Raw genomic sequence first — 23,712 nt, forward strand, 5'->3', positions numbered from 1 at the left:
GCTCCCTCCGCAGCTCAGGCAGACACCCAGTCTGCCGCATCCGCCCACATCGAAAGACGACGGGCTCACCCCTCGGGACACACCTCCGCCCCCGGCAGCCAGCACACCACCACGAACAGCCACCGTGCCACCACGATCCGCAGCCCCGCCACAACCAGCCCCACCACAGCCAGCCCACCGCCACACGGCGCAGCCACGTCGACGATCACCAGGGCCGCAGTAGCCGAGCCGACGGCACGCAGACGAGCCGCAATCACCGCACCCATGGACCCATGGACCTGTGGACCCATGGACTTGTGGGGACCTGTGGACTTGTGGGGACCTGTGGACCCACGAGGCCGTGGACCCGGTGGCCGTCAGCCCACAGGGCTACGGCTCAAGAACCCAGCCGCCTGCACCCGCCCAACGCTCCGCGTGCAAGACCACCGTCACTCGCGCTGTGGTCGGCGTAGCCCTCCTCTCCGAGCCACACCGGTCCAACAGTTCGGGCCACCGGGTAGCCCCCGCCAGCCCCCGGACACCGCCGGTCAGCAGACCACCGCAGCCGACCGCGGCGGCAGCCGCCGGTCCCCGAGGCAGCGGCCGGTCACCGTGCCAACCACACCGGTCGCCAGATGGCCACAGTCGGTCACCGCGGTTGCCGCCGGTCGCCGGCCGGCCGGAGTCGGTCACCTGGGCAATCGCCGCGGTTGCCGCCGGTTGTCAGACGGCCGGAGTCGGTCACCGCGGTTGCCGCCGGTCGCCGGTCGGCCCGAGTCGGTCACCTGGGCAATCGCGGCTCGCCGTGGTAGCTGTCGACCGCGGGGCAGGCACTGGGCTGCACTGGGTCGCCCCGGGCAGGACCCGCCCCGTGGCGCGGCTGTCTCGGGGCAGCGGCGGTCCTGGGGCAGCGGCGGTCCCGGGGCAGGGACGGTCCCGGACAGCGAACGTCTCGGAGCAGGGGCAGCGAACGTCTCGGAGTAGCGGCCGTCTCGGGCAGGGGCAGGCATGGCGCGAGCCGGTCCGGTGGTCAGGACGCCAGCGGTTGCAGCAACCACAGCCCGCCCGCGATGACGCAGCTGACGGTGAGGACCCCGAACACCAGCACCCACAGCACCGGTGGCACGCCGGTAAGCCTGCCCAGCTGGTCGGCGTCGGAGTCACGGGCCTGCCCGAGGCGCCGTTTGACCTGCAGCTCCACCAGTGGCCGGATCCCGCCGAACAACAGGAACCAGGTCAGCAGGTATACGAACGGTGCCTGCACGACCGTCGGCGCCACCAGTGCCACGAGCCCCAGCACGACCGCGCTGGCGACCACCGAGAACACCCCGTAGGCGTTGCGCACCATGACCAGCACACCCAGCAGCAACAGCGCGATCAGCACCAGCACCGCGGTGATCAGGTCCGCACCGACGAGACTCGCGAACAGCAGGCCCAGCACCGAAGGCGCGACATACCCCGCCATCGCGGTGAACGCCATGCCCGGCCCGTCGGGTCTGCCACGCGACACCGTCACGCCGGAGGTGTCCGAGTGCAGCCGGATCGACCGCAGGCGACGCCCGACCAGCACCGCCGCAAGTGCGTGGCCCGCCTCGTGGACGATGGTGACGACGTTGCGCGCAAGTCGCCACGGCGTCCCGCCGGCAAGTACGACCAGCAACGCGACACCACCCGTGACCAGCGTGATCACGCTCGGCGTGTTCGCCTGTTCCAACGCCGCCCCGACCGCCCCCGTGTCCGCCGCCGCAGCGGCGCCGGAGAGGTCTCCGGCAGCCGGACGGACAGGCAGAGCGGACGAAACAGCGAGCACACGCATCATCACGCCGACACCTCACCACAGGGCACATCTGGCCCTTGTGAGCGCCCGGACACGTGCCGACCGCAGCCGTTCGATATAGGCGTGTCTCATTCCATGGCAGCCCTTCCTTTCTCCTGAGGGGTTGTCTCGCAACCCCGGTGCCGGACCGGTACTTGATCACGTTGTTGTGGCGCAGGTGATCACAGCGCCGCGGCCGAAGTGGATTGCCCCGTTCACCGGGCTGCAGCCGGACCAGCTCCGCAAGCTCGTGCGGCTGGTCGCGAAGCACCACGGGGACAACATCGCGGACGGTCGTACGGGCCGGCAGTGGGCGTTGCCGCTAGCAGATCGGGTGCTGCCGGTGGCGACCTACTGGCGGGCGAACGCGGGCGATGCGTCAAATCACCACGTTGTTCGGGGTGTCGCATTCGGCGGCGCATCGGGTGATCGACACGGTCGGTCCGCTGCTGGCGTTGGTGCCGGCCCGCACTCGCCGGGTGGATGCGGTGGCGATCGTGGACGGCGCGCTGGTGCCGACACGGGATCACCAGTTGGCGACCCCGTCGAAGAACTACCGGCTTCCGCGATCACTCCTCCGCCCGCCGCCGCGACTGGCGATCAATCCGGAAAAGATGGGCGACCCACGACCGGTACGGGCGCCAGTCGTCGGCCAACGGCTCGAGTTCCGGGACCGGCGTGTCCGGCGGCAGTGCGTACTCCGCACGCAGGACCTGGTGGAGCTGAGTGTCCGTGCGGGGGAACAGGTCCGGATGTCCCGCTCCGTGCTGCAGGATCTGCTCTGCGGAAAACGCGCCGATCCCCGGAATCGCGCACAGCTGAGCCAAAGCGCGGGCAACGGGCAACGCGCGCAGCTCCCCCGCGTCGAGCCGCCCTTTGCCCGCCGCCTTCGCCACCGCCCGGAGCCGCGCGAGGCGGAACTGCCCGAGCCCAGGCTCATCGGACAGTCCGGCCAGCACGGACGGCGCCGGGAACGACAGCATCCGGACACCGGCGTGCTCGACGACCCGGCCGTGCCGCGCGACGAGCCGCTCCCGGAACCGCGTCGCCTGCGCGGCCCGCATCCCCTGGACGAGCACCGCCCAGCAGGCCGCCTCGTACGGCGACGGATGCAGCACCGGACGCACCCCCGGGTGGCGGGACACCAGCCGCCGCACCACGGAGTCACGTGCGGCGACCGCTGGGAAGCCCGACGGATCGGCGTCCAGGGACAGCATCCGGCTCACCTGCCCGACCACCCGGTCGGCCACGTCCACCGGTGCGACCACCTCGACCGACACCGTGCCGGGCGATCTCTGCCGGATCACCGCGCCGGCATGGCTCCAGACGCCTTCCACCGGGAACGCCAAGGCCAGCACACCTGGTTCGGGCAATCCGGACGGGGCGAACCGGCGCGCCGCGGCGGCCAGGTCGAAGGCTCCGTGCACGGTGATCTCGCCGACCGGCAGATCGATCGGACGCAGGATCGGGGCAGTCATCAGCAGGTCCTCCTCACTGGCCTCCGCGGGTCGGCGACCGTGCTGACGACGTTAGGAAGGGGTACCGACACTGCGCGGTCTCGAACGTCTGATCGGGTAAATCTTCACTCGAACGAGTGGCTGGACCGGCGGCATACTGCCGGTATCCGACCCGAGAGGACGCCCGTGCCCGAGCAACCGAGCGCCCGGCAGCGGCTCGCCGCACTGGTGCGCGAACCAGCCACCGCGACCAACGGCTTCGTCGACGTCCTCGGCGCGGCACCACCGGCCGGTCCCGCCACCGGGCTCACCCAGCGCCTCATGAGCACCGCACTGCTGCCGCGGATCTACGAGCACTACTGGCGACCGGTGCTCGGCCGGGCACTGAAAGGCCTGGCCGGCCCCAGCATGGCCGGCGAAGTGCGGCTTGCGAGGGAGCTCCTCGACCTGCGTCCGGGCGAGGTCGTGCTGGACGTCGCGTGCGGCACCGGACGGTTCACCCGCGCGTTCGGGGACGCGGTGGGCAGCAAGGGACTCGCGATCGGCCTCGACGGCGCACGCGGCATGCTGTCGCGCGCTCTTGAGGAATCCGGTCCGCCCGCAGCCGTCTACCTTCGTGCGGACGCCGTCGAGCCGCCACTGCAATCGTCCACTGTGGATGCGATCTGCTGCTTCGCCGCACTGCACATGTTCACCGAGCCGGAACGGGCGCTCGACTCGTTCACCCGGATCCTGCGCCCCGGCGGGCGGATCGCACTGCTCACGAGCGCGCGCCGGGACTGGCAGCCGGCCAGGTTCGCGGACACCGCAGGCGGAATCCTCAGCGGGCAGCGGATGTTCGACCGTGGCGAGATCGCGGCGGGACTGCGCGCCCGCGGCTTCCGGCACGTGCGGGAGCGGTACTTCGGGCTCGCCCAGCTCGTCTCCGGGCAGGTGGCGGCTGCGTGATCACGAGCCCGGACGGTCACCGGCCCCGCCGGTTTTGGCGTTAGCATTCGCCGCATGACCCACGCCGCGCCCATCCCGCCCGACGACAGCCATCTGCGCGCCCTGCTCGAGGCCACCGCCGAGGCCGTGACCTCAGCCGAACCGCTCGGTTCCGAATACACCGGGGCCCCTGCGGAAGTCCGCACCGCCGTCGAGCAGGAAGTGCGGGCGCGGGCGGCCGAACTGGTCGCGCTCAGCCAGGACCTGCACGCACATCCGGAGGAAGGCTTCGCCGAGCACCGGTCCGTCGCGGCGCTGGCCGAGTTGCTGCGTGCGCACGGCCACGAGGTGACCGTGGGGCTGGGCGGTTTGGACACGGCGTTGCGTACCGGCACGGCCGACCACGGCGGTCCGCACCTCGCGGTGCTTTCCGAATACGACGCGTTGCCAGGGCTCGGACACGGCTGTGGGCACAACGTCATCTGCACGGCCGGGGCCGGCGGGTTCCTCGGTGCGGCAGTGGTCGCCGAGCGGCTCGGCGGGCGGGTCTCGCTGGTCGGTACGCCCGCGGAGGAGGGCGGTGGTGGCAAGGAAACGCTCGCCCGCGCGGGCGTGTTCGACGACGTGGACGCGGTGATCATGCTGCACCCGTTCAGCCACGACATCGCGCTGCACCCGTTCCTGGGACGACGTCAGCTGGAGATGGTGTTCCACGGCGTCGGCGCGCACGCATCCGCGCAACCGTTCATGGGGCGCAACGCACTCGATGCCGCAGTGGCCGCGTACCAGGGCGTTTCCGGGCTGCGCCAGCAACTGCCGTCGACCGACCGGGTGCACGGCGTCTTCACCGACGGCGGCGCGCGGCCCAACGTGATCCCGGCGCGCGCGGCGTTGCTGTTCTACCTGCGTTCGGCAGATCCCGAGACCTTGCGCGACCTGGCCCGCCGGATGACCGCGATCGCGCACGGCGCGGCCGAGATGACCGGCTGCGGCGTCGAATTGCGCTGGGACGCGCAGCCGGCGTACCTGCCGATCCGGTTCAACACCGCGCTGGCCGGACGGTGGTCGGTCAACCAAACCGGCACGGGGCGCACCCCGCTGCCCCCCGGCGTCGTGCCGGAGTTCCTCACCGGGTCGACGGATCTGGGCAACCTGTCGTACCGGATGCCTGCCCTGCACCCGATGATCGCCGTCTCCGAACCGACGGTCGCCTTGCACACCAAGGAGTTCGCCGCGGCAGCCGGATCCCCCACGGGAGACAAGGCAGTGGTCGACGGTGCACTCGGGCTCGCGTTGACCGCGGCGGACTACCTGGCCGACGCAGAACTGCGGAAGGCGGTACACGACGAGTTCGAGGCTGCCGGAGGGGCGCTGGACGTACCCGCCTTCTTCGACTGACATTCCGCGGCCGCCCCGTCCGGCCGGACGCAGCGACGGGACGGTGGCGGCCGTCCGACTGAGGGCCTGCTGAGGATTCTCAGCTGATTCTTCTCAGCAAAGCCCAAGGTATTTCCACAGGATTCTCACAAGCACGGGCGCGAATCTTGACCCATGAGCGAGAACGAGAGCCGGCCCGGCCCCGCCGCCACCGGTGGGCACCAGCCGCACCAGAGCAGTGCGCAGCAGTACGGCCGGGACGGCCAGTACGGATACCGGCCGCAGGCCGGGCCGTACCCGTTCTCGCCCGGACAGACCCCCACGCCGCCCTCCGGGCAGCTCCCGGCAACCCCGGCGTCGGCTCCGCACCTCGGCCGGCCGTCGGCTCCGCAGAACAACCCGCATCCCGGCCACCCGTCACAACCGGGTCCCGGGCAGCCCTACGCAGGCCAGGCCACGGCAGTACACCCCGGGCCGCAGCCGGCGCCGCACGCCGGGCAGGTGCCGGTTGCGCTCGCCGGGGCGCCGCGGAAGCGTCGCGGGCGGCTTACTGCCCTCGTCGGTGCGACGGCACTCGCCGCCGCGCTCGTCGGGGGCGGGGCCGGGGCGGCGATCGTCGGGCTCACCGGCGGCGACGCCGCGGCGGCCGGGTCGTCGTCCACCACCGGGCAGACGGTCAGCACCACGACGTCCTCCGGTGACGTGAGCGAGGTCGCCGCGAAGGTCGTGCCCAGCGTGGTGCAGGTCAACGTGACCACCGCGCAGGGCGAGGCGATCGGCTCCGGCGTCATTCTCACCTCCGACGGCCGGATCCTCACCAACGCACACGTGGTCGAGGGCGCCCGGAACGTCACGATCACCACGTCGGACGGCAAGAAGTACCAGGCCACCGTCGTCGGATCGGACACGAAGGGCGACATCGCGGTCCTGCAGGCGCAGGGGGCCGGCGGGCTCACCGCCGCGACCCTCGGCGACTCCGGCAAGCTCGCCGTCGGCCAGGAAGTCATCGCGATCGGCTCGCCCGGCGGGCTGCAGAACACGGTGACCACCGGCATCGTCAGCGCGCTGAACCGGCCGCTCTCCGACGTCGGCAACGGCGACGGACCGCAGCAGGAAACCCCGTTCGGGCAGCAGACCTCGAACGAGACCTCCGGCCCCAGCTACACCGCGATCCAGACGGACGCCTCGATCAACCAGGGCAACTCGGGTGGCGCGCTCGTCAACGCCCAGGGCCAGGTGATCGGCATCAACTCCGCGCTCTACAGCCCCGGTGCGTCGGCCGGCGGCTCGGCGGGCAGCGTCGGTATCGGCTTCGCCATCCCGATCGACGACGCGAAGAAGATCGTGGACCAGATCGTGAACGACTGATCCGGACCGGGGACGGACCGCGGTCGGGGCGGCCCGTCCCGCACCTCAGCGGTCGGGGCACTGAGGTGGCTGAAGGCCGTTCTCCGCGGGAATCGGGGCCCGGGGAGAACGGCCTTCACCATGTCGTGGCAGCGGAGGTCACCGCCGGCGGTTGCCGAACAGCCCGCGGCTGATCTCCCGGCCGAGCGAACTCGCGGCCGACCGCATGAACGACTTGACCGCCGGATTGCTGATCGCCTGCGAGATCAACCCCGGCTCCTCTTTCTCCGCCTTGTCCGCGGGCGCCGGTGCCGCCTTGTCCGGCTTGGCCGGTGCCGCTTCCTCCGCTGCCGCCACCTTCGCGGTCAGCTTCTCGTACGCCGACTCCCGGTCGATCGTCTCCGCATACTTCGCGTGCAGATCGGACGACGCGACGGCGGACGCGATCGCGTCCGCACCCACCGAACCCATCTTCGACCGCGGCGCGCGCAATCGCGTCCAGGCCACCGGGGTCGGCGCCCCGCGCTCGGACAGCACGGTGACGATCGCTTCCCCGGTACCCAGGGACGTCAACGCCGTCTCGAGGTCGTAGTGCGGGGTTTTCGGATACGTCTTGACCGTCTTGGCCAGCGCCTTCTGATCGTCCGGAGTGAAGGCGCGCAACGCGTGCTGCACCCTGGCACCCAACTGGGAGAGCACGTTGTTCGGGATGTCCGTCGGCAGCTGTGTGCAGAAGAAGACGCCGACGCCCTTCGACCGGATCAGCTTCACGGTCTGCTCGATGCGCTCGAGGAACGCCTTCGACGCGTCGGAGAACAACAGGTGCGCCTCGTCGAAGAAGAACACCAGCTTCGGCTGGTCGAGATCGCCTTCCTCGGGCAGTTCCTCGAACAGCTCCGCCAGCAGCCACATCAGGAAGGTGGAGAACAACGCCGGTTTCGACTGCAGATTGTCCAGTTCCAGCAAGGTGATCACCCCGTTGCCGTCCTGCAGGCGCATCAGGTCGTGCACGTCGAGTTCGGGCTCGCCGAAGAACTCCTCGCCGCCTTGGGCCTCCAGATTGGACAGTGCGCGCAGGATCACCCCTGCGGTGGCCGCGGACACCCCGCCGATGCCCTTGAGGTCCGCCTTGCCCTCGTCACTGGTCAGGTGGGTGATGACGGACCGCAGGTCCTTGGTGTCCAGCAGCGCCAGACCGCGCTGGTCGGCCCAGTGGAAGATCAGGCCGAGCGTCGACTCCTGCGTTTCGTTCAGGCCGAGCACCTTCGACAGCAGCACCGGGCCGAAACTGGTGATCGTCGCGCGGATCGGCGAGCCCTTGCCCCCGGTGCCCAGCGACAGGTACTGCACCGGACTCGCCTCCGGTGCCCAGTCGTCGCCCAGCTCCTCGGCCCGCTTGGCCAGCCGGTCGTTCTCCTCGCCTGCCGCAGACAGCCCCGACAGATCACCCTTCACATCGGCGAGCACCACCGGTACCCCGGCCGCGGACAGCTGCTCCGAGAGCAGCTGCAAGGTCTTGGTCTTGCCGGTCCCGGTCGCGCCCGCGACCAGGCCGTGCCGGTTCAGCGTGGCCAGCGGCAGCCGGACCGCCGCCGAGGACTCCGTCTTCCCGTCGATCACCACGGCACCCAGCTCGACCGCGGTCCCCTCGCTCGCGTACCCCTGTGCGATCTCCGCCGCTGGTCCCGACGTCTGCCCGGCCATCTGCCACACCCCGTTCCCGAGTCCGAAATCACCCGCTGCACCTGGCCGGGGCGAGCGTAACGCGCCGGAAGCCCAGGTAACGCCGTCGACATCACCGTGTCGGGTTAGGGTGCTACAGGTGAGCGACCATCTTGTCTGGATCGACTGCGAGATGACGGGGCTCGACCTCGGCAAGGACGCGTTGATCGAAATAGCCGCACTGGTGACCGATGCCGACCTGAACGTGCTCGGCGACGGGGTGGACATCGTCATCCACGCCGACGACACCTTCCTCGACGGCATGCCCGAGGTCGTGCACGACATGCACGCGAAGTCCGGCCTCACCGACGAGGTCCGGGCGTCCACGGTGACGCTGGCCGAGGCCGAGCAGCGAGTGCTCGCCTACCTGCGCGAGTTCATCCCCGACCCCGGCACCGTCCCGCTCGCGGGCAACTCCATCGCGACCGACCGCGGCTTCATCGCCCGTGACATGCCGGCGCTGGACAGCCACCTGCACTACCGCATGGTCGACGTGTCGTCGGTGAAGGAACTCGTCCGCCGCTGGTACCCGCGGATCTACTACGCCAAGCCGGAGAAGGGCCTCGCCCACCGCGCACTGGCCGACATCCGCGAATCGATCAGCGAACTCGACTACTACCGCAGCGCCGCCTTCGTCCCCCAGCCCGGCCCGACCAGCGACCAGGCCAAGGCCGCCGCCGCCGAAGTGCAGGAACGGCACCGGAGGTGACCCGCTGAATCCCCGCGCCGAGGACACGCTACGATTACCGCCAGCAAGGTGATCGCAGGATCCCTGAGCCGATGGTGGGCGTAGCTCAGCTGGTAGAGCACCTGGTTGTGGTCCAGGAGGTCGCGGGTTCGAGCCCCGTCGTCCACCCCAGCACCCCAGTCCGTCCGAGACTCCCCGAGTCTCCGCGCGGACTGGGGTTTTTCGTGTCCGCAAGCCCTCCGCCGCCGTCCGGCTCCAGCACCCCGCCCCCTTCCGACCTGCACAGCCACCCGTCACCCCGGTAACCGGACCCCCCTGAAACACCGGCTGAACGCCCTGCTAATCTTTCCCACGTCGCCGAGAGAACACCACGGCGACCAGCACCAAGCGCCATTAGCTCAATTGGCAGAGCAGCTGGCTCTTAACCAGCGGGTTCGGGGTTCGAGTCCCTGATGGCGCACCCTCACTCCCCAGGTTCGAGAAGTTTTCGACCTGGGGATTTGTGTTATCCGGACACGCTTCTTCCGGTTCCGCACTGTCCATTGTGGTCTCCTGCGAGCCCGAGGGGAGCCCGAGAGCGCGGGCCGGGTGCAGCGCTGTCTTCCGCGGGATCGCGCCGGCGAGCTTGCGGGCAGCGTCAGCGGCGACTTCCCGGGCGACGTTGGTGTAGAGATCCATCGTCACCTTGATCGACGAGTGGCGGAGCATGTGCTGGATCACCTTCATGTCCACCCCCGCTCCGAGCGCGAGGGTCGCCGCGCCGTGCCGCAGCCCATGCAACGTGATCGGCGGGAGACCCGCTTTCTGGATCAGGCGAGCGAACTCGTCCGCGACGTCCGCGGGATGCAGCGGCCGACCGTCGGGACAGGTGAAGAGCAAGTCGCTCTCGACCCAGTCGCTGCCCAGCCGGGCTTTCGCCTCGTCCTGATCCGCCAGGTGCGCCCGCAAGACCAGCACAGTGTCCGGGTCCAGCGCGACAATGCCCTCTGACGAGGGAGTCTTGGGCTTGCTCTGCCCGGTTTCCCACCCGTACTGCACGATCTGGTTCGCCACCTCCAGGCTCGCCGCGTCCAGGAAGGTGTCCGAACGGCGCTGACCGCACGCCTCGCCCCGCCGCAACCCCGTGTAAGCGACCAGATGGAACAACGGATACAGCGGATGGTTCATGGCGGAATCGAGGAACTCTCCGGTCTGTTCCCCCGTCCACACCATCACCGGATACGGGACCTCTCCGGTCTCCCGCCACAGCGCGACACGTTCCGGCGTCCACAACTTCGGCCGCGGCCGCACCGCCGCAGGCAACTCCACCAGCTTCGCCACGTTCACCACCAACAACCCCTCCTTCACCGCAGGACTCAAGATCGCCCGCAACGACTCCCTGATCCGGTGCAGCGACGACGGCCCCACCGGACGCTGCCACTTCACCGCAGCGATCTTGCGCGGATCGCCGCTCGCGCGGTACTCGCCGATCACCTCGTTGCGCTCCACGATCGCCTCGAACATCGCGTCCAGATGCCCCACCCGCAACCGGTCCCGCCGGACCTTCCCCAGATGCGGCCGAAGATAAAGCCGCACATGCGACTCGTAAGAGCGATACATGTTCCGGCTCACCGTGCGCTTCTTCAACACCAGGAACGCATCGAACACCTCGTCCATCAACGGATGCTCCAACACCGGCGCCGCCGCCCGCACCAACCTCCGCACCGACTCCACCTCCGGCAACGGCAGCTTCTCCGCGATCACCGAAGCAACCAGATCGCCGATCTTGCGCAGCGTCTCCTCGTCCTCCTCCCCCGCGATCGCGAGCAAGTCCCGGACACGACCGAGACCAGTCTCGGCATCCGTCGCGCTCTCATACCCGCCACGACGACGCGGACGCCGATTGCCCGCCGCATCAGATGGCAGCTCGATACGGAAGAACCACTGCCCATGCCGCCGGTTCGACAGCTTCGGGCACTCGCCGCCCAACGACTTCCCGCTCGCGTCCCGGCACGAACAACGCCGGAACACCGATCCCTTCGCGACAGGCACGTCGCGCCCCTCTCGTCTTGGCCATCACCCACCAGGGCGTTTTCTCGGGCATCGATACTCGCGCTGCGACCCACACTCGGGGAAGCCCGAGCAGATGCGAGATCACCGCATCAGGTGATCGACGCCCAGCAGCCGCAGCAACCCCGCCGTCGGAACTCGATACACGCCGCCCACCCGCAGAACAGGGCAAGGGAACGAGCCAGCGCGAGCCAGCGCATACGCCGTCGTCCGCCGGATCCGCAACGCACGCGCCGCGGTCATCAGATCCACCACCGCCGGTAACGCCGCCGCCTCCGCCAACGTCATCTCGCGCGCGGCTGTCACGACTGCGCCTCGTCGAGGACGAGCCGCCGCAACGCCACCCGATGGCTGCCGGGATCGAGGTCAATGCCGATGAAACGGCATCGGTGCTCTCGGGCAGCGAGACCCGTGGTCCCGCTGCCGGAGAACGGGTCCAGCACCGTCCCGCCCGGCCGGCACCCCGACCGCACGCATCGGCGGGCGATCTCCACCGTCCCCACGGCCGGATGCCCCACTCCGCTGCGGCCGGCCGAGACCGTCCACAGGTCCCGTCCCGCCCACGTCTCGGTGCCGGTCTCAGCGAGGTCTCGACGGTCCCGGGTCAACACGAAGATCGTCTCGTACCGGTGGGAGAACCGGTCTCGGACGCTCTCGGGACGTGCGTTGGGTTTGTGCCAGACGATCGACCGACGCACGACCCAGCCGCGATCCTGCAACGCATGCCCGACCCGCCACGGAACCCCGACCAGATCCTTCGCCCGATGCCGCGCCTGCGGCGGACGATGACGGCCATACAACGACCCCGACCGCCTCGCCGCCGAGCGCGCCGCCGAACCGTCAGCGACATAATTGCCCCAGGAGCCGCCGTAGCTGTCCCCCAAGTTCAGCCACACCGAGCCAAACGACGCCAGCACGACCGCCAATTCGTCGAACACAGCGACAATCCGGTCGACATATTCGCTCACCGTCGCCTCGGCACCGATCTGCCCGGCAACCCCGTAATCCCGCAAACCCCAATACGGCGGCGACGTCACCACACAATCCACTGAACCGGCCGACAGACACCGCAACGCCACGACCGCGTCCTCGCAGTACAGAGCCACCTGCCCGTCGTCATAAACCAACATCACGCCACCGCCGTTGCCCGCGGAGCCTGGGCAATCCTGCGCCCCCAACGATCCGCAGCAGCCCGTGCTTCCGGCCAGTCCGTCAAGTCCAGAACAACCCCGCCGACCGGACAGGCCGCCAGCACGACCCGGTCCGCGAGTTCCGCTCGTCCGGACAGCACGACATCACCGCGATCCGGCCCCAACACCGAGCGAGCTGCCGCCAAATCTAAGTAATAGCCACGTTGCTTCACACAGAAGAGCACAGTTTCGTACTTGCCGTCATCGGAGCCGACGATGACGGCGTTGCGGAGAAGCCAGCCGTCATTCTGGAGCGCGAACGCGACCCGCCACGGCAACCCGTCAAGACCGCCCGCAGTGCACCTCTCGTCCACACTGAACCACGCCGATCCCTCCGGCCTCAAAATCCGATCGAGTTCTCCGGCAAGGGCTCGCACCTGATGCGCGGGTACCGCGGACGCGGACAGCCGAGCAAGACAGCAGTCCACTGAAGCATCAGGAATAGCAGAGAGGCCCGTCTTCGAAGTTCCTGGGAATATTTCGCAATTGGTCATTCCTGCCTCCGTGACTGTTGGCTAAAACAGACACGGAACAATGCGACATCACTTGATACTCCGTGATGACGACGGCGGCCAGAATTGGTGCCACCGCCGCCCACGAGAGGCAGCCGGTCAACGGTGTTCGCTCGAAACGGTGCGCAGCAGCTCGGCGGTGTCTGTTTCCAATGGCACGCCGAGCGTCGCAGCGCTCTGCTTCAATCTCCCGATCTCTGCGTTTACCGCCGGGCGATTCCCGCTGGAGTGTTCGACGCGGAGCAGGTCTCGGCTCAGGATTTCGCTTGCGGGTTCAGCACGGAGACCTCGTGCGGCGGCACGGCGCGCCAAGGTGAGATCGCCGATTTCGTGATAGGCGGTGGCGAGGGCGTGGGCGACCTCGACGATCTGGTCGATCATGTCGCGTTGATGCCAGGAGCTCCATTCGTAGCGGCCCCGCGGAACATTGCTCAGGGGCGTGCCCCCGACCAGGTCCAATGCTTCTTGCAACTGCTCGAGCCGGTTCTCACCGTCGGCGGTCTTGACGAGGTGCTGGAACCGGAACCAGTCGCACAGCACGGTGTCGGCGAGGCGGTAGCCGCCGTTCTTGGCATCAACGTTGGGCAGGTAGAGCGCACCGTCGCGGTCGTGGCCGAGCCAAGTGCGCAGGCGGGAGATGTAGCCCTGCCTCGTGGCGGCCGACCATGGCTGGGTCGCGGTTCCCAGTTGCTGCGAGATCTCGTCGGCGTGGACGCCCGAGTTGAGAGCCAGGAAAGCGGCCAGTTCCGTGAGCCGGTTGACCTTCTTGCCTTCCACCCGGGTGTAGTCCACCCGGCGCAGCGAGACCGGACCGAGAAGCCGCAGCTCCGGCACCGCCGGTTCGAGACCGGTCTCGACAGGCGTCTCGGGCTCGTCTCGGCCAGTCAGCGGTGGACGGGCGTCGGTCTCGACGGGATCGGGACTAACGGTCTCGGCACGATCCGGCGGGTCGTCCCGGGGGAGGCGCTGCAGTGCGAGGCGAACGCCGAGTTGCTCCACCGGGGTCGGATGCTGGCGGAGGTCGAGTTCCCACGCGCCCGGGAGGTCCGTGTCCGGATCGGCGCCGGCGACGACGACGACGATGTCGGCGGCGGCGTCGCTGGTCGCGAGCCGGTCGGCGTCGTCCTGGGCAAGGGGCTCCGGGACGATCACGATGTGCGGACCTCGATCTGCGTCGGCGAGGCGTTCGAGGAGGTCGCCGACGGATTGATGGCGTTTGATGCGGTCGGCGTCGCCGAGGGCGTCACCGGCTCCGACGAGGTCGATGGTGACGTCCCGAGTCCAGGGCGAGCTGGCGATTTCGACGGCTACGGCCGAGGCGACTTCCGCGATGTCCGTCAGGTCTCCGTCGAGGAGGAGTGCTCCGGCGTGGTCGAGGCTCAGCAGGATCAGGGCGCCGTCCGTGTCGTGGCCGAGGCCGGTCAAGAACGGGTACGGCGCGTCTCCGTCGGAGTGATCCGCCGACGGGACGGGATCGGGCAGGTGCCATTCAGTGCTCGTCGCGGTGCCGGTGAACGGCGCGATCGGCTCCGCGGGCTCGTCCAGGCAGACGATCGTGTCCTCGCGGCCGAGCCGGACCATTCGGATTCCCGGCAGTTTGCTCCCCTGGCTCTCGGCTTCGTGGGCGAGCTGGCGCAGGGCGCGGTCGAGATTGTCGATCGGGTCCGCGAGTGGTGCGGCTTCCGCGTCGTCCGGGCCGTGTCTGCGGGCTGCGCGGAGCCGGCGGATGCCGAGAGCGCTCAGGACGGCTGCCGCTGCCAGCCCGGCGGCTCCTGCGATGACGAGCGGCGTGTTGACGGTCGATCCGGGCTGCGGGGCCGGCGGTGCGATGCTGTCCTGCTTCGTCGGCGGTTCCGCCATCGGGTGAATCACCGGTGGAGGCGGAATCCGAGGGTCCGGCTGCGGCCGCGGTGCGGGGACGGCCGGGGGCACGGTCGGCACCTGCAGCGTCTCACCCGCGCGGATGCGGTCCGGGCTGTGCACGTTCTTGTTGAGCCGCACGATTTCTCCGTAGCGGTTCGCGTTGCCAAGTCGATCCCGGGCGATAGACGTCAGCGTGTCGCCCGGGCGGACGAGGTACTCGTCCGAGACCGTCTTCGCGGGCAGGTCAAGGCGCCATCCCGGTTTGATCAGAGCGACGTCGCGGAGGGTTTCCCCGTCAGGTTGGCGACGGGAGTGGTTGAGGTCGTAGATCTCGGTGTAGCGGCGTTCGTCGCCGAGGTGTTCGGCAGCGATGCGCATCAGGCTGTCGCCGGGCCTCACGACGTATGGCGTCGTGCGCGATGGAGATGCGGAAGAAGCGAGTGGTTCCGCTGCTGCGGCGGCGGTGGCGGTCCCGATCATTAGCAGGAGCACTCCGGCGACGATCTTCCTCGCCCAGGCGAGCCCGGAGACTCGGCGGACCGGGAGTCCGCGGAGGCGGCCGGTCGCTTCGACGAGCACCGCGGCGGCAAGCTGCAGCCAGGCGACGACGCCAGCGAACGCAAGTAGTGTCAGGAACACCTGACCGCTGTCGCGCGTGACGAGTGCGGCCACCACGTTTGCGAAGCTGTGCACGTGGCTCGGGAGCAGGACGTCGCGGAAGGTCCAGAAGGCGGTCGGCGGCCCGGCGAGAATCGCGGCCAAGGCGAGCAGTCCGCCCAGGAACCGGACGATGCTGGTGACGGGACGCATGATCGACTCCTTCGTGGTCAGTCGGCGGACAACAAGTCCGCCGCGCCGTGGCCGTGCACGATGAGCCCGGAAATGCCGACAGCGCCCAGGAAAACGGTGCGGAGCGAGTCCGTTGTCTCCACGGCGATGCGGTCGGTCCGGACCTGCACGGTCCCGGTCATGCCAGCCTCGGCGAGATAGCGTTTCGCTGCGGCAGCAGCTTCGGTTGGGTCGACGTGCGCGGTGCGTCCGGCGGCGAGCGCGTGCGGGTCGAGGGCTTGGCCGCCGGCGCGGGCGGCTTCTTCGGCGACCGCAGTGGCCCGTGAGGCGGCGAGGGCTTTGCGGGAGCCGTCGACGGCGAGTCCGATGGCGATGATCAGGGCGAGGCTGAGTCCGAGGATCAGCACGGAGACGGAGCCGCGTTCGTCGCGGAACAGGTTCATCGTCGGGCTCCGTATCGGTCGATCGGGGAACGGAACGTTGCTTCGACTGGTCTGGTCCCGGTCAGCCCAGGAATGAGGTCGGCAAGAGGGACGTCGCAGCGGATGCGTGCGGTGACGGTGCCGTCGGTGCCTGCGGGGCGAGCGAATTCGCTGGCGTCGACGCCGACGGTCAGGCGTGCGCAGGTGATGGATTGCTCGGCGAGTACGGCGCGGGACTGCTGCTCGGCTGCGGAGGCGGCTGCCCGGCCGTCGTGGGCGAGAGATGCTTGGCGGGCTGCTGCCCGGGCAGCGGCGTCGACGGCGGATTGGGCGGTTTCGACGCGCATGCCGAGCAGTCCGAGGCCGAGGAGCGCGATCAGGGCGGAGATGCCGATGACGGCTTCGATGTTCATGTCGCCGCGTTCGGTGCGCAGTTCGGCGAGGCGAGTTGTCATGGCCGGATCCGCTCGATCGGTGCGGCGGCGGTCTGGCTGATCCGCACGGTCACGAACGGCACAAAAGACGCGACCTCAGCGTCGACCGTTACCCGGACGACGTTGCCGGCCGAGTGTCCGCTGGCGTCCACATGCGACAGCCACGTGCCGGTGGCGTCGCGGGCGTAGGCGGCGGCCTGTTGCGCGGCTCCGGTCACATCGACGGGCGGGATGCGGGCACGGTCGGCACCGTCGCGCGCGGCTTCCAGTGCGATCGTGCGGCCGAGGAACACCGCGACGAGCTGGAACACCGTCAGTGCAGCGATGATCAGGGTGCTGACGATCAGGACCGCGGTGATCGTGTCGTCGCCCCGCTCCCCTGTTCGCAACTGTTCGACGCGGCTCATGTCAGTGTCCGCCGATGAGGGGGATTTTGCCGTTGACGTAGGCGGTGATCGCACCGGCGATGAGGGTGGCGATGCCGACGGCGAGCGCGGCGTACAGCGCTTTGGTGATGTTCTCGTCGCCGCATTCGCTGTCGCGGCGGAACTCCTGCAGCCGAATGGACAGCAGCTCGTGTGCGAACAGCCAGCAGGTCACAAAGAGGCGGGTCATGACGGGCTTCCCTTCGTTAGGTGGTGAGCATGGTGACGACGCCGGGGAACGCGAGGAAGACGACGAACGCGAGCCCGAGCAGGGCAAGCGGGAGATCCATCCGGTCGGAACGCACCGCCGCGCCGGTTTTGCGTTCGGCCGACAGTTGCTGCTCGATGGAATCGGCCTTGGCGCGCAACGAGGTGACGATGCTCGCGCCGTCGCGACCGGCGCTGGCGACGACGTGGGTCAGGTCGCTCAGTTCGCGGACACCGGTCGCGACGCCGAGTCGTTGCAGGCCGTCCCAGGGCATCTCGCCGAGCAGGGCGGTCTCGTCCATCGCGTCGCGGATGCGGCGGAACGTCCAGCCGTCGCCCAAGCTTGCGGGGTAGCGGAGTGCCTCGACCGGGCCGCGGTCGCCGACCCTGCCGAGCGCGACAAGGCGGCAGTAGCACGCGAGCGCGCCGCGCAGTTCGGCCCGTGCACGGGCGACCTTTGATTTGAGGCTCGCGGCCGGGAGCATCCACCCGACGACGGCCGTGGCCAGCGACAGCGCGCCGGTGAGGATGACAGGTGGGGCCACGTCGCCCAGGGCGAGGACGACGGCGAGCAGCGGTACCCAGAGCGCGCCGATCGTCGCGAACACGATCCGTTGCAGCAGAAACGCTTCCGGTGTCTGCCCGGCCAGTCCCAGGTCGGCGGGCGGCGCGGTGAGGAAGGCGAATCGCACGGGCACGCCCTTCGGGCGCGGGTCGCCGACGATGTCGGCCAGTCGCGGCGGAGCCTGGACGAATGCCGCGGCCACCGTCATCACGCCGGTCGCGAATCCGACGGACAGGAGGATCAGCAGCGAGAGCGCGGTCATTGCGGCGCTCCCAGGAACCGCGGCGGTTTCGGTTCGATGCCGAGCCGGCGCAGCCACGCGACCGCGGCACCGACCAGGGCCAGGACGGCGGCGAGCACCGCTTGGCCGCCGACCGTGTTGTAGACGCCGGTGTAGCTCGAGCCGCCGAGCAGGGCGGAGCCGAGGAACATCAAGGCCCAGATCCCGAGCAGGATTCGCGCGGTCGAGCGTCGCCGGGCGCGGTCGACTTCGGCGGCGCGGCGTGCGCCGACTTCGTCGGAAACTTGGCGTGCCAGTGCGGTGAGGAGTTCGGCAGCGCCTGCGCCGTAGTGGTGGGCCACGCACAGACCGGCGGCGGCGATGTCGCCGACCCGGTCGTCGAGGTCGTCGGCGAACTCCAGCAGCGCCGGACGGAACTCCCAGATCCGCAACCGCTGCGCGAGAGTGCTCACCTCTGAGGCGATCTCCGGCGGTGCTTCGTGCGCGGACGCCTGAATCGCGGTCGACAGGCCGATGTGACCGGGACCGAGAAGGTCGCCGAGGCGGCGGAGCCAGGTCTCGATCGCCTCCAACCGAGCGATCCGCACCGCCGACTCACGGCCGGCAGAGACCAGCCAGGGCAGGAACACCACCGCTGCGGCACCGCCGACCGCGACAACCGGCCACCCGGAGACCAGCCACAGCACTCCCCCGGTGCCGACAGCGGCCAGGTGGCGTCGCGTGAACCGCAGGCGCCGCAGACGATGCGGCCACCCGACGCGGGCTGCGGTCGTGCCGTGCAGGCCGGCCAGCACTGCGGTCAGTCCGGCGGCAAATCCGAGACCGGTGAGTGCGACGAGGAGGCTGCTCATGACGCCCGCCCCTCAGCCGGGAGTGTCCAGTCGCCGTCTCCGTTCGTGGTGAGCCAGTTCCGGTCGAAGCCGCAGGCTTCGAGGTCGGCGATGTCGGTCGGGAGGTTCCCGGTCGGGACAGCGCGGGACGCTCCGGTCGGACGTCGGAAGAGGTGGGTGCGCGCCGGGCGCCCGTGTTCTCCGGGTTCGACGGCGACGATCTCCGACACCGACCGGTCGAGTGCACCAGCGCGGGCAGCGAGGTCGACGTGGACGATCAGGTCCACCGACTGCGCGACCATGTCGCGCGCGAACTCGGGCGTCCACGCGGAATTCGCGTCCAGGCACAGCAAGGCCATGCGCTGGATCGCCTGGTCCGCGCTGCGGGCGTGCACAGTGGACAGAGATCCAGCTCCGCCGGATGACAGGGCGTTGAGCATGGGGACGATCTCTTTGCCGCGGACCTCGCCCACCACGATCCGGGCTGTGTGCATGCGAAGGGCCTGCCACACGAGCTGCATCAGGCTGACGCCACCGGCCGCATGGCCGTTCTCGAGGTGCTCGGCGTTCCCTTCTTGCTCTTCGAAGGCGACCACGGCGGGGAACCGGTCGCGATGCCGGTGCAGGCCGAGTTCGAACTCGGTCTCCAGGGTCGCGAACCGTTCGGTCGGCGGGATCTCCCAGCACAGGCCGCGCAGCAGCGTCGTCTTGCCGGCCTTCTGCCGTCCGCTGACCACGATGTTCTTCTCCGCCCGGACCGCGGCGCGCAGCAGCGCCAGTTGGGCGGTGGAGATCATTCCGCGGGCGCGCAGCGCCTCCAGGTCGGCCGCGCCGAGCCGGTGGCGGCGGATCGAGACGTGCGGCCGGTCGGTGACCCCGACTGTCGCGGCGAGACGCTCGCCGCCGGGCAACTCCATGTTCAGCAGCGGATGCGTCGCGTTGATCGCGTGCTCGGTCCGACCGTGGCGCGCGGCGACGCGTTGCAGCCAACGGATCAGCGCGTCATCGGTGGGTGCGATCCTCGGTCCGCGCATGACCCGGCCGTCGCTGTAAGACAGCCACGCGGCGTCGCTGCCGATCACGTCGATGTTCTCGATCGAGTCGTCCGCGAGCAGCGGCTCGAGACGGCCGAGACCGAACATCTCCGCCATGACGGCCTGCCGGATCACCCAATCCTGATCCGGATCCGGAAGCGACCGACCGCGAGCGATCCACTCCTTTCCGACTTCGCTCAGTACTTCGTCGAGAAGGTTCCCGGCGACCGCTCGTTCGTCGGCCGGAGCGTGGCTTCCGTGCCGCAGCGCGTTCTGGACGCGCGGGGCCAAGCGTTCCTGCACCAGATCGACCAGCTCGTCGGCACCCTCGAATATCTCCGCGTCATCCGGCATCGTCTGGCTCCCCACCGTGATTCGGCCTCGGCACCGGGATCGGCCGAACCGCAGGCACCGGTGCCATGCGCACCGACGGAGGCCCGGGGCGGGGCGGGAACCGGACGACGTTGGCGGAGCGCAACAGGGCTTCCCGGGTCGAGGCGCGCCTCCCCAGTTCCTGTGCGACCGCGCGACTCGACGACAGCAACGGGGAGGTCAGGAATCGCCGCGACGGCTGGAACAGGTCGGCGAACTGCGCGGCCGCCGCCGGATCCTTGGCCAGCACGCCTGCCAACGGCAGCCCGTGCGCGGCGAACACTTTCGCGACCTCTGCAGGCGGAAAGCATTGGGACACTGCAGAACCGCTAGGGACTACCACGGCGACGAGACTGCCGTCGCCGGACGCGGTGAGCCCGGCTTCGCGCTGGACGAGATCGAATGAGCGCACCGCGCGAGCCAGCGAATGGCGGTCGTTCCGGAGAACCAGCACGACCAGGTCCGAGGCGGCCATGACCGCACGCGGTGCCCCGGGTGCCCGGATCCGACCGCAATCGACCAGGACGTCGACCGTCTTGAACTCGCGGAACAGTCCCGCAAGCGAGGTCCAGGGAACCCCGTCAGACTCCAGCGGACCGCGGCATCCTGGCAGCAGGTGATGGCGGCCGGTTCCGTCCGGCAAGGTGATCAGCTGCGCCGACATGGCGTGGTGCAGCGGAGTCCTGCGGGCGGCCACCGTCAGCTCAAGGAGACCGCGGTGGCCGTGAGTGCCGTCCGGGTCGAAGACCGCCAGCGCGTGCCCGCCGGTCGGATCCGCTTCGACAGCGACGGCATCGCGCGGCCACGACCAGGTGAGAGCGAGCACCGCAGTTGAGACGCCGGGGCTGCCAGCCAGTGAGAAGAACGAGATCAGCATGTCATCCAGCCCCCATCGGAAGCATGATCAGCACCACCGCGCTGGCGGCGGCCTTGGCCGCGAGACGAGGACCGTCGGCGGCGGGCACGACGACGTCGACCACGCGGATTCCGCTGGCGTCGGGCGTACCGACCCGCAGCACGGTCGCGCGGACCGGCTGCCAACTGTCGGCCTCGGCCGAGACCAGCAAGACCGGCGATCGAGTGGTCGGTGCGTCTCCCGGCATCTGCCCGGCTTTGAATGGGACGCCGACGAGTTGCTGGCCGACGACGGGAAGCAGCGGGCCTTCGACTTGGCTCCGCGTCACCAGATTGCCGACGACAAGGTCCGAGGTAGCCGGTTTGCCGACGATCTCCGCCCGGTCGTCCCACGGAACCGGGTCGAGCCCAGCAGTCGGATGGACCTCGACCTCTCGCAACGCAAGCTCAGTTACCACCTCGCCGAAGCGAACCGGTGCGGCGACGCCGACTGCCGCGATGGTGTCGCTGGCCGAGCGGAAGACGGCCACGGTTCCGGCGGCGCACATCGCCGAGAGCACCACGCCGACGAGGATCAGCAGCTTCGACCGGTGCCGCCGCGGCGGGTGCAGAGGCGTCGGCGCAGGTGGTACCGCGGGCGGCACGGACTTGACGGTCATCTCAGCCTCCCCGCACGTCGGTGTTGAGCGTGCGGATCTCCCGGACGGCCAGCTGCGCCCGCGATGTCAGGTCCATCGAGTCGGCCGCGCCCTGCCCTGCCCCGGACCAGCTGATCCGCCAGTGCCCAGTCGCGGCGATGGAGAACCCTGGCTTGGAGGGCTGCACATAGACGTGCCCGCAGGACGGAGACGGCCGGCCGGCCTGGTCGTCGGTGAACGGGGTGCCCGGGCCCGGGCAGGTGACCGTCGCGCCGTCGCCCATGGCCCAGGTGATCGACTCGAGTGCGGCGGTCACAGTCACCGAGATCCCGCCAGCGGCTGCCGTCTTCGAGATCGGGCCGGTCGTTGACGGCCGACGGGTCGTCCACATCCAGACCGGGAAACCGACGGTCGCGCCGTGCGGCGAATCTCCCGGCGGCGCGAGCTGGATATCCGGGGCCTCGAGCCCCAGTTCAGCGATCACTTGCCGGGCCAGCTCCGCGGGCGAAACCTGCGGAGCGGCGGCAGGCTGACCGTTGGGAGCGAACACGACCCTCGGCCAGGGCAGCGCCGCTCCGTCGCCTTGGCACATCTGGAACTTCAACGACCCCTCGTGCGGGTCGTGCCCGCCCCACATCGGATCTCCCGGAGGCGGCTGCTGCGCCCATGGCCGCTCGACACACGTGAACTTCAGCCGCGGCGCTTGGCCTCCTGTGCCGGGCGGAGAAGGGCTCGGCACAGGAGCAGGACCTCCTGGACGGCCAGGGTCGGTTGCGGCCACCCAGCAGCGACCGCGCGTACCGGTCGACGTACACCCGCCCTCCTGCCCGGCAGCCGGCGCCGGAATGAGGATCAGCAGCAGAAGCACGCCGATAGCGACGTCGGTGCGGCTCAGCATGGCTGGTCCACGTGCGGTCGCACGCTCTGCACCAGCCACCGGTACGGTGCCGGATACCGGACCACCTCAGCTTCCAGCCGATAACGCCGAGGCTGCCCAGGGCTGTCGAGGTACTTGCCCGTCTCCCCCAGCCGGTCGCTGACCAGGTGTTCGTCGGAAGCATCCAGGCAGTCATCGATCACGACGCGGGCCGGGTCGGCGAGGCTGACCGAGCGCACCGTGGGAGCCCGGTGATATTGCCCGATCGAGTGGGCAGGCACCGAGGCCAGGTTGGCCAGCTCGTCGACGAACGACGTCAGGGCGGGGTCAGCCATCAGGCGAGTCAGCGCCGGACGCCAATCGTGGGACCGGGGTGCCGCCTCCGCTTGCTCGCTCAGTTCCCAGTACTGGCGGTAGACCGCCAACGCCTTCGGCGCGATCTCGTGTTCAGGTGTGGGGATCCAGGGAGACGACGGCGCGGCGGCCGATGGCGGTGCAGAAGGCGGTGTCGGCACCGCGCTGGAGCATCCGGCGAGAGCAGCACCGACGATGATCAGGCCGGCGGCCGGATACCTGAGCTGAGTCATCAGGGTCTCCAAGGGATTGGCGGTGTGGCGGGCCTGAGCAGGTCCGCCACACCGCAGCGGACAGGGTCAGGCCGGGCCGTAGTAGCCGGGCTGGCATCCGACGCCACCGTTCCACCAGGCGTCGATCACCCGCCAATGGACCACCGGCTGCACGTTCGTGATGCCCGGTCCGACGCAGTAGTGGAAGAGATTCCGGAAAATGTCCTGCACATCGAGCATCACGGTCGAACCCGATCCGCCGTCGCAGTGCCGGTACGTCCCGGGATCGATGTAGCCGCACGGCATACGGACGCTCGCCGGGCTGGCCGACGCCTCCGTCGCGACACCCGCGCCCAGCGCGAGCACCGCCACCCCCGTCACCACGGCACGTCTGATCGTTCCGGAAATGGACATAGTTCCTCCCCGATGAAAACGAAATTGCTTCACGCTGATCACAACTAGTGATCATCAAGCGGCTTGCCCACGTTCCCCGAGGTACGCCACCTGGCCGCCGTGGTCAGTTCGACTAC

At 69.6% G+C, this 23,712-nt stretch carries 24 protein-coding genes, 2 tRNA genes and 2 pseudogenes; 7 read left to right on the forward strand and 21 right to left on the reverse strand.

Annotated features, from left to right (window positions below; translation table 11 throughout):
- Positions 1-65: 65 nt before the first annotated feature.
- Positions 66-266, reverse strand: coding sequence for a hypothetical protein (locus ABD793_RS17835; protein WP_344861267.1), 201 nt, complete (start codon positions 264-266; stop codon positions 66-68).
- A 743-nt stretch (positions 267-1,009) separates the two neighbouring features.
- Positions 1,010-1,798 carry a M50 family metallopeptidase gene (locus ABD793_RS17840; RefSeq protein ID WP_425548722.1) on the reverse strand — a complete coding sequence of 263 codons (789 nt, stop codon included), beginning with the start codon at positions 1,796-1,798 and terminating at the stop codon, positions 1,010-1,012.
- Between the two features lie 166 nt (positions 1,799-1,964).
- Here ABD793_RS17840 and ABD793_RS17845 point away from each other — a divergent pair.
- A pseudogene (locus ABD793_RS17845) lies at positions 1,965-2,427 on the forward strand (helix-turn-helix domain-containing protein); the annotation flags it as partial.
- Here the strand turns inward: ABD793_RS17845 and ABD793_RS17850 are convergent.
- A complete protein-coding gene (locus ABD793_RS17850) occupies positions 2,365-3,273 on the reverse strand; it encodes a DNA-3-methyladenine glycosylase family protein (RefSeq protein ID WP_344861780.1) in 909 nt (302 codons plus the stop codon). The pseudogene ABD793_RS17845 and the gene ABD793_RS17850 sit on opposite strands and share 63 nt — an antisense overlap.
- Positions 3,274-3,438: 165 nt before the next feature.
- Between ABD793_RS17850 and ABD793_RS17855 the strand changes: the two genes are divergently transcribed.
- The 3 genes from ABD793_RS17855 (at position 3,439) to ABD793_RS17865 (ending at position 6,924) form a co-directional block, all read left to right on the forward strand.
- Positions 3,439-4,200 carry a class I SAM-dependent methyltransferase gene (locus tag ABD793_RS17855; protein ID WP_344861782.1) on the forward strand — a complete coding sequence of 254 codons (762 nt, stop codon included), beginning with the start codon at positions 3,439-3,441 and terminating at the stop codon, positions 4,198-4,200.
- A gap of 54 nt (positions 4,201-4,254) precedes the next feature.
- Positions 4,255-5,577 carry a M20 family metallopeptidase gene (locus ABD793_RS17860; protein WP_344861270.1) on the forward strand — a complete coding sequence of 441 codons (1,323 nt, stop codon included), beginning with the start codon at positions 4,255-4,257 and terminating at the stop codon, positions 5,575-5,577.
- A gap of 153 nt (positions 5,578-5,730) precedes the next feature.
- Positions 5,731-6,924 carry a S1C family serine protease gene (locus tag ABD793_RS17865; protein WP_344861272.1) on the forward strand — a complete coding sequence of 398 codons (1,194 nt, stop codon included), beginning with the start codon at positions 5,731-5,733 and terminating at the stop codon, positions 6,922-6,924.
- 138 nt (positions 6,925-7,062) lie between these two features.
- On the opposite strand, the gene ABD793_RS17870 is transcribed toward ABD793_RS17865, so the two are convergent.
- On the reverse strand, positions 7,063-8,607 hold the full coding sequence (locus ABD793_RS17870) for a helicase HerA-like domain-containing protein (protein WP_344861274.1): 1,545 nt from the start codon (positions 8,605-8,607) through the stop codon (positions 7,063-7,065).
- 118 nt (positions 8,608-8,725) lie between these two features.
- Between ABD793_RS17870 and orn the strand changes: the two genes are divergently transcribed.
- The 3 genes from orn to ABD793_RS17885 all read left to right on the forward strand — a co-directional run bounded on the left by orn (position 8,726) and on the right by ABD793_RS17885 (position 9,773).
- Positions 8,726-9,334, forward strand: coding sequence for an oligoribonuclease (orn, locus tag ABD793_RS17875; RefSeq protein WP_344861276.1), 609 nt, complete (start codon positions 8,726-8,728; stop codon positions 9,332-9,334).
- Positions 9,335-9,408: 74 nt separating this feature from the next.
- Positions 9,409-9,484: transfer RNA gene (locus ABD793_RS17880), tRNA-His, on the forward strand.
- A 216-nt stretch (positions 9,485-9,700) separates the two neighbouring features.
- Positions 9,701-9,773, forward strand: a tRNA-Lys gene (locus tag ABD793_RS17885).
- Between the two features lie 254 nt (positions 9,774-10,027).
- Here ABD793_RS17885 and ABD793_RS42710 read toward each other — a convergent pair.
- The 17 genes and pseudogenes from ABD793_RS42710 to ABD793_RS17970 all read right to left on the reverse strand — a co-directional run.
- Positions 10,028-10,969: pseudogene (locus ABD793_RS42710) on the reverse strand (site-specific integrase); the annotation flags it as partial.
- 477 nt (positions 10,970-11,446) lie between these two features.
- The gene (locus tag ABD793_RS17895) at positions 11,447-11,668 is read right to left on the reverse strand and encodes a helix-turn-helix domain-containing protein (RefSeq protein ID WP_344861279.1); all 222 of its coding nucleotides are present in this window, start codon (positions 11,666-11,668) and stop codon (positions 11,447-11,449) included.
- Positions 11,665-12,492 (reverse strand): DNA-methyltransferase, encoded by an 828-nt coding sequence (locus tag ABD793_RS17900; RefSeq protein WP_344861281.1) that lies wholly within the window; start codon positions 12,490-12,492, stop codon positions 11,665-11,667. Before ABD793_RS17900 ends, ABD793_RS17895 begins: the two co-directional genes overlap by 4 nt.
- The gene (locus tag ABD793_RS17905; RefSeq protein ID WP_344861283.1) at positions 12,492-13,046 is read right to left on the reverse strand and encodes a hypothetical protein; all 555 of its coding nucleotides are present in this window, start codon (positions 13,044-13,046) and stop codon (positions 12,492-12,494) included. The genes ABD793_RS17900 and ABD793_RS17905 overlap by 1 nt, the downstream gene beginning before the upstream one ends.
- A 117-nt stretch (positions 13,047-13,163) precedes the next feature.
- Positions 13,164-15,599: an AfsR/SARP family transcriptional regulator gene (locus ABD793_RS17910; RefSeq protein ID WP_344861285.1), complete on the reverse strand. Its 2,436-nt coding sequence runs from the start codon at positions 15,597-15,599 to the stop codon at positions 13,164-13,166.
- A 155-nt stretch (positions 15,600-15,754) separates the two neighbouring features.
- Complete coding sequence (locus ABD793_RS17915) at positions 15,755-16,159, reverse strand: pilus assembly protein TadG-related protein (RefSeq protein ID WP_344861287.1); 405 nt, start codon at positions 16,157-16,159, stop codon at positions 15,755-15,757.
- The gene (locus ABD793_RS17920; RefSeq protein ID WP_344861289.1) at positions 16,156-16,593 is read right to left on the reverse strand and encodes a hypothetical protein; all 438 of its coding nucleotides are present in this window, start codon (positions 16,591-16,593) and stop codon (positions 16,156-16,158) included. The genes ABD793_RS17915 and ABD793_RS17920 overlap by 4 nt, the downstream gene beginning before the upstream one ends.
- A complete protein-coding gene (locus tag ABD793_RS17925; RefSeq protein WP_344861291.1) occupies positions 16,590-16,979 on the reverse strand; it encodes a hypothetical protein in 390 nt (129 codons plus the stop codon). The genes ABD793_RS17920 and ABD793_RS17925 overlap by 4 nt, the downstream gene beginning before the upstream one ends.
- A gap of 1 nt (position 16,980) precedes the next feature.
- Positions 16,981-17,187 carry a hypothetical protein gene (locus ABD793_RS17930; RefSeq protein ID WP_344861293.1) on the reverse strand — a complete coding sequence of 69 codons (207 nt, stop codon included), beginning with the start codon at positions 17,185-17,187 and terminating at the stop codon, positions 16,981-16,983.
- Between the two features lie 16 nt (positions 17,188-17,203).
- Positions 17,204-18,031, reverse strand: coding sequence for a type II secretion system F family protein (locus ABD793_RS17935; protein WP_344861295.1), 828 nt, complete (start codon positions 18,029-18,031; stop codon positions 17,204-17,206).
- Positions 18,028-18,861 carry a type II secretion system F family protein gene (locus ABD793_RS17940; RefSeq protein WP_344861297.1) on the reverse strand — a complete coding sequence of 278 codons (834 nt, stop codon included), beginning with the start codon at positions 18,859-18,861 and terminating at the stop codon, positions 18,028-18,030. The genes ABD793_RS17935 and ABD793_RS17940 overlap by 4 nt, the downstream gene beginning before the upstream one ends.
- Complete coding sequence (locus ABD793_RS17945) at positions 18,858-20,228, reverse strand: TadA family conjugal transfer-associated ATPase (protein WP_344861299.1); 1,371 nt, start codon at positions 20,226-20,228, stop codon at positions 18,858-18,860. Before ABD793_RS17945 ends, ABD793_RS17940 begins: the two co-directional genes overlap by 4 nt.
- Complete coding sequence (locus ABD793_RS17950) at positions 20,218-21,123, reverse strand: hypothetical protein (RefSeq protein WP_344861301.1); 906 nt, start codon at positions 21,121-21,123, stop codon at positions 20,218-20,220. The genes ABD793_RS17945 and ABD793_RS17950 overlap by 11 nt, the downstream gene beginning before the upstream one ends.
- Before the next feature lies 1 nt (position 21,124).
- Entirely contained in the window at positions 21,125-21,664 is a 540-nt protein-coding gene (locus ABD793_RS17955) for a flagellar biosynthesis protein FlgA (protein ID WP_344861303.1), read from the reverse strand.
- Between the two features lie 97 nt (positions 21,665-21,761).
- Positions 21,762-22,376, reverse strand: coding sequence for a hypothetical protein (locus tag ABD793_RS17960; RefSeq protein ID WP_344861305.1), 615 nt, complete (start codon positions 22,374-22,376; stop codon positions 21,762-21,764).
- Between the two features lie 254 nt (positions 22,377-22,630).
- Positions 22,631-23,203, reverse strand: coding sequence for a hypothetical protein (locus ABD793_RS17965; RefSeq protein WP_344861307.1), 573 nt, complete (start codon positions 23,201-23,203; stop codon positions 22,631-22,633).
- A 66-nt stretch (positions 23,204-23,269) separates the two neighbouring features.
- Positions 23,270-23,638, reverse strand: a complete 369-nt coding sequence (locus tag ABD793_RS17970; RefSeq protein WP_344861309.1) for a DUF6355 family natural product biosynthesis protein — start codon at positions 23,636-23,638, stop codon at positions 23,270-23,272.
- Positions 23,639-23,712: the final 74 nt, after the last annotated feature.

It is taken from the genome of Amycolatopsis ultiminotia, assembly GCF_039536925.1.
In the GTDB taxonomy this organism is placed as follows: domain Bacteria; phylum Actinomycetota; class Actinomycetes; order Mycobacteriales; family Pseudonocardiaceae; genus Amycolatopsis; species Amycolatopsis ultiminotia.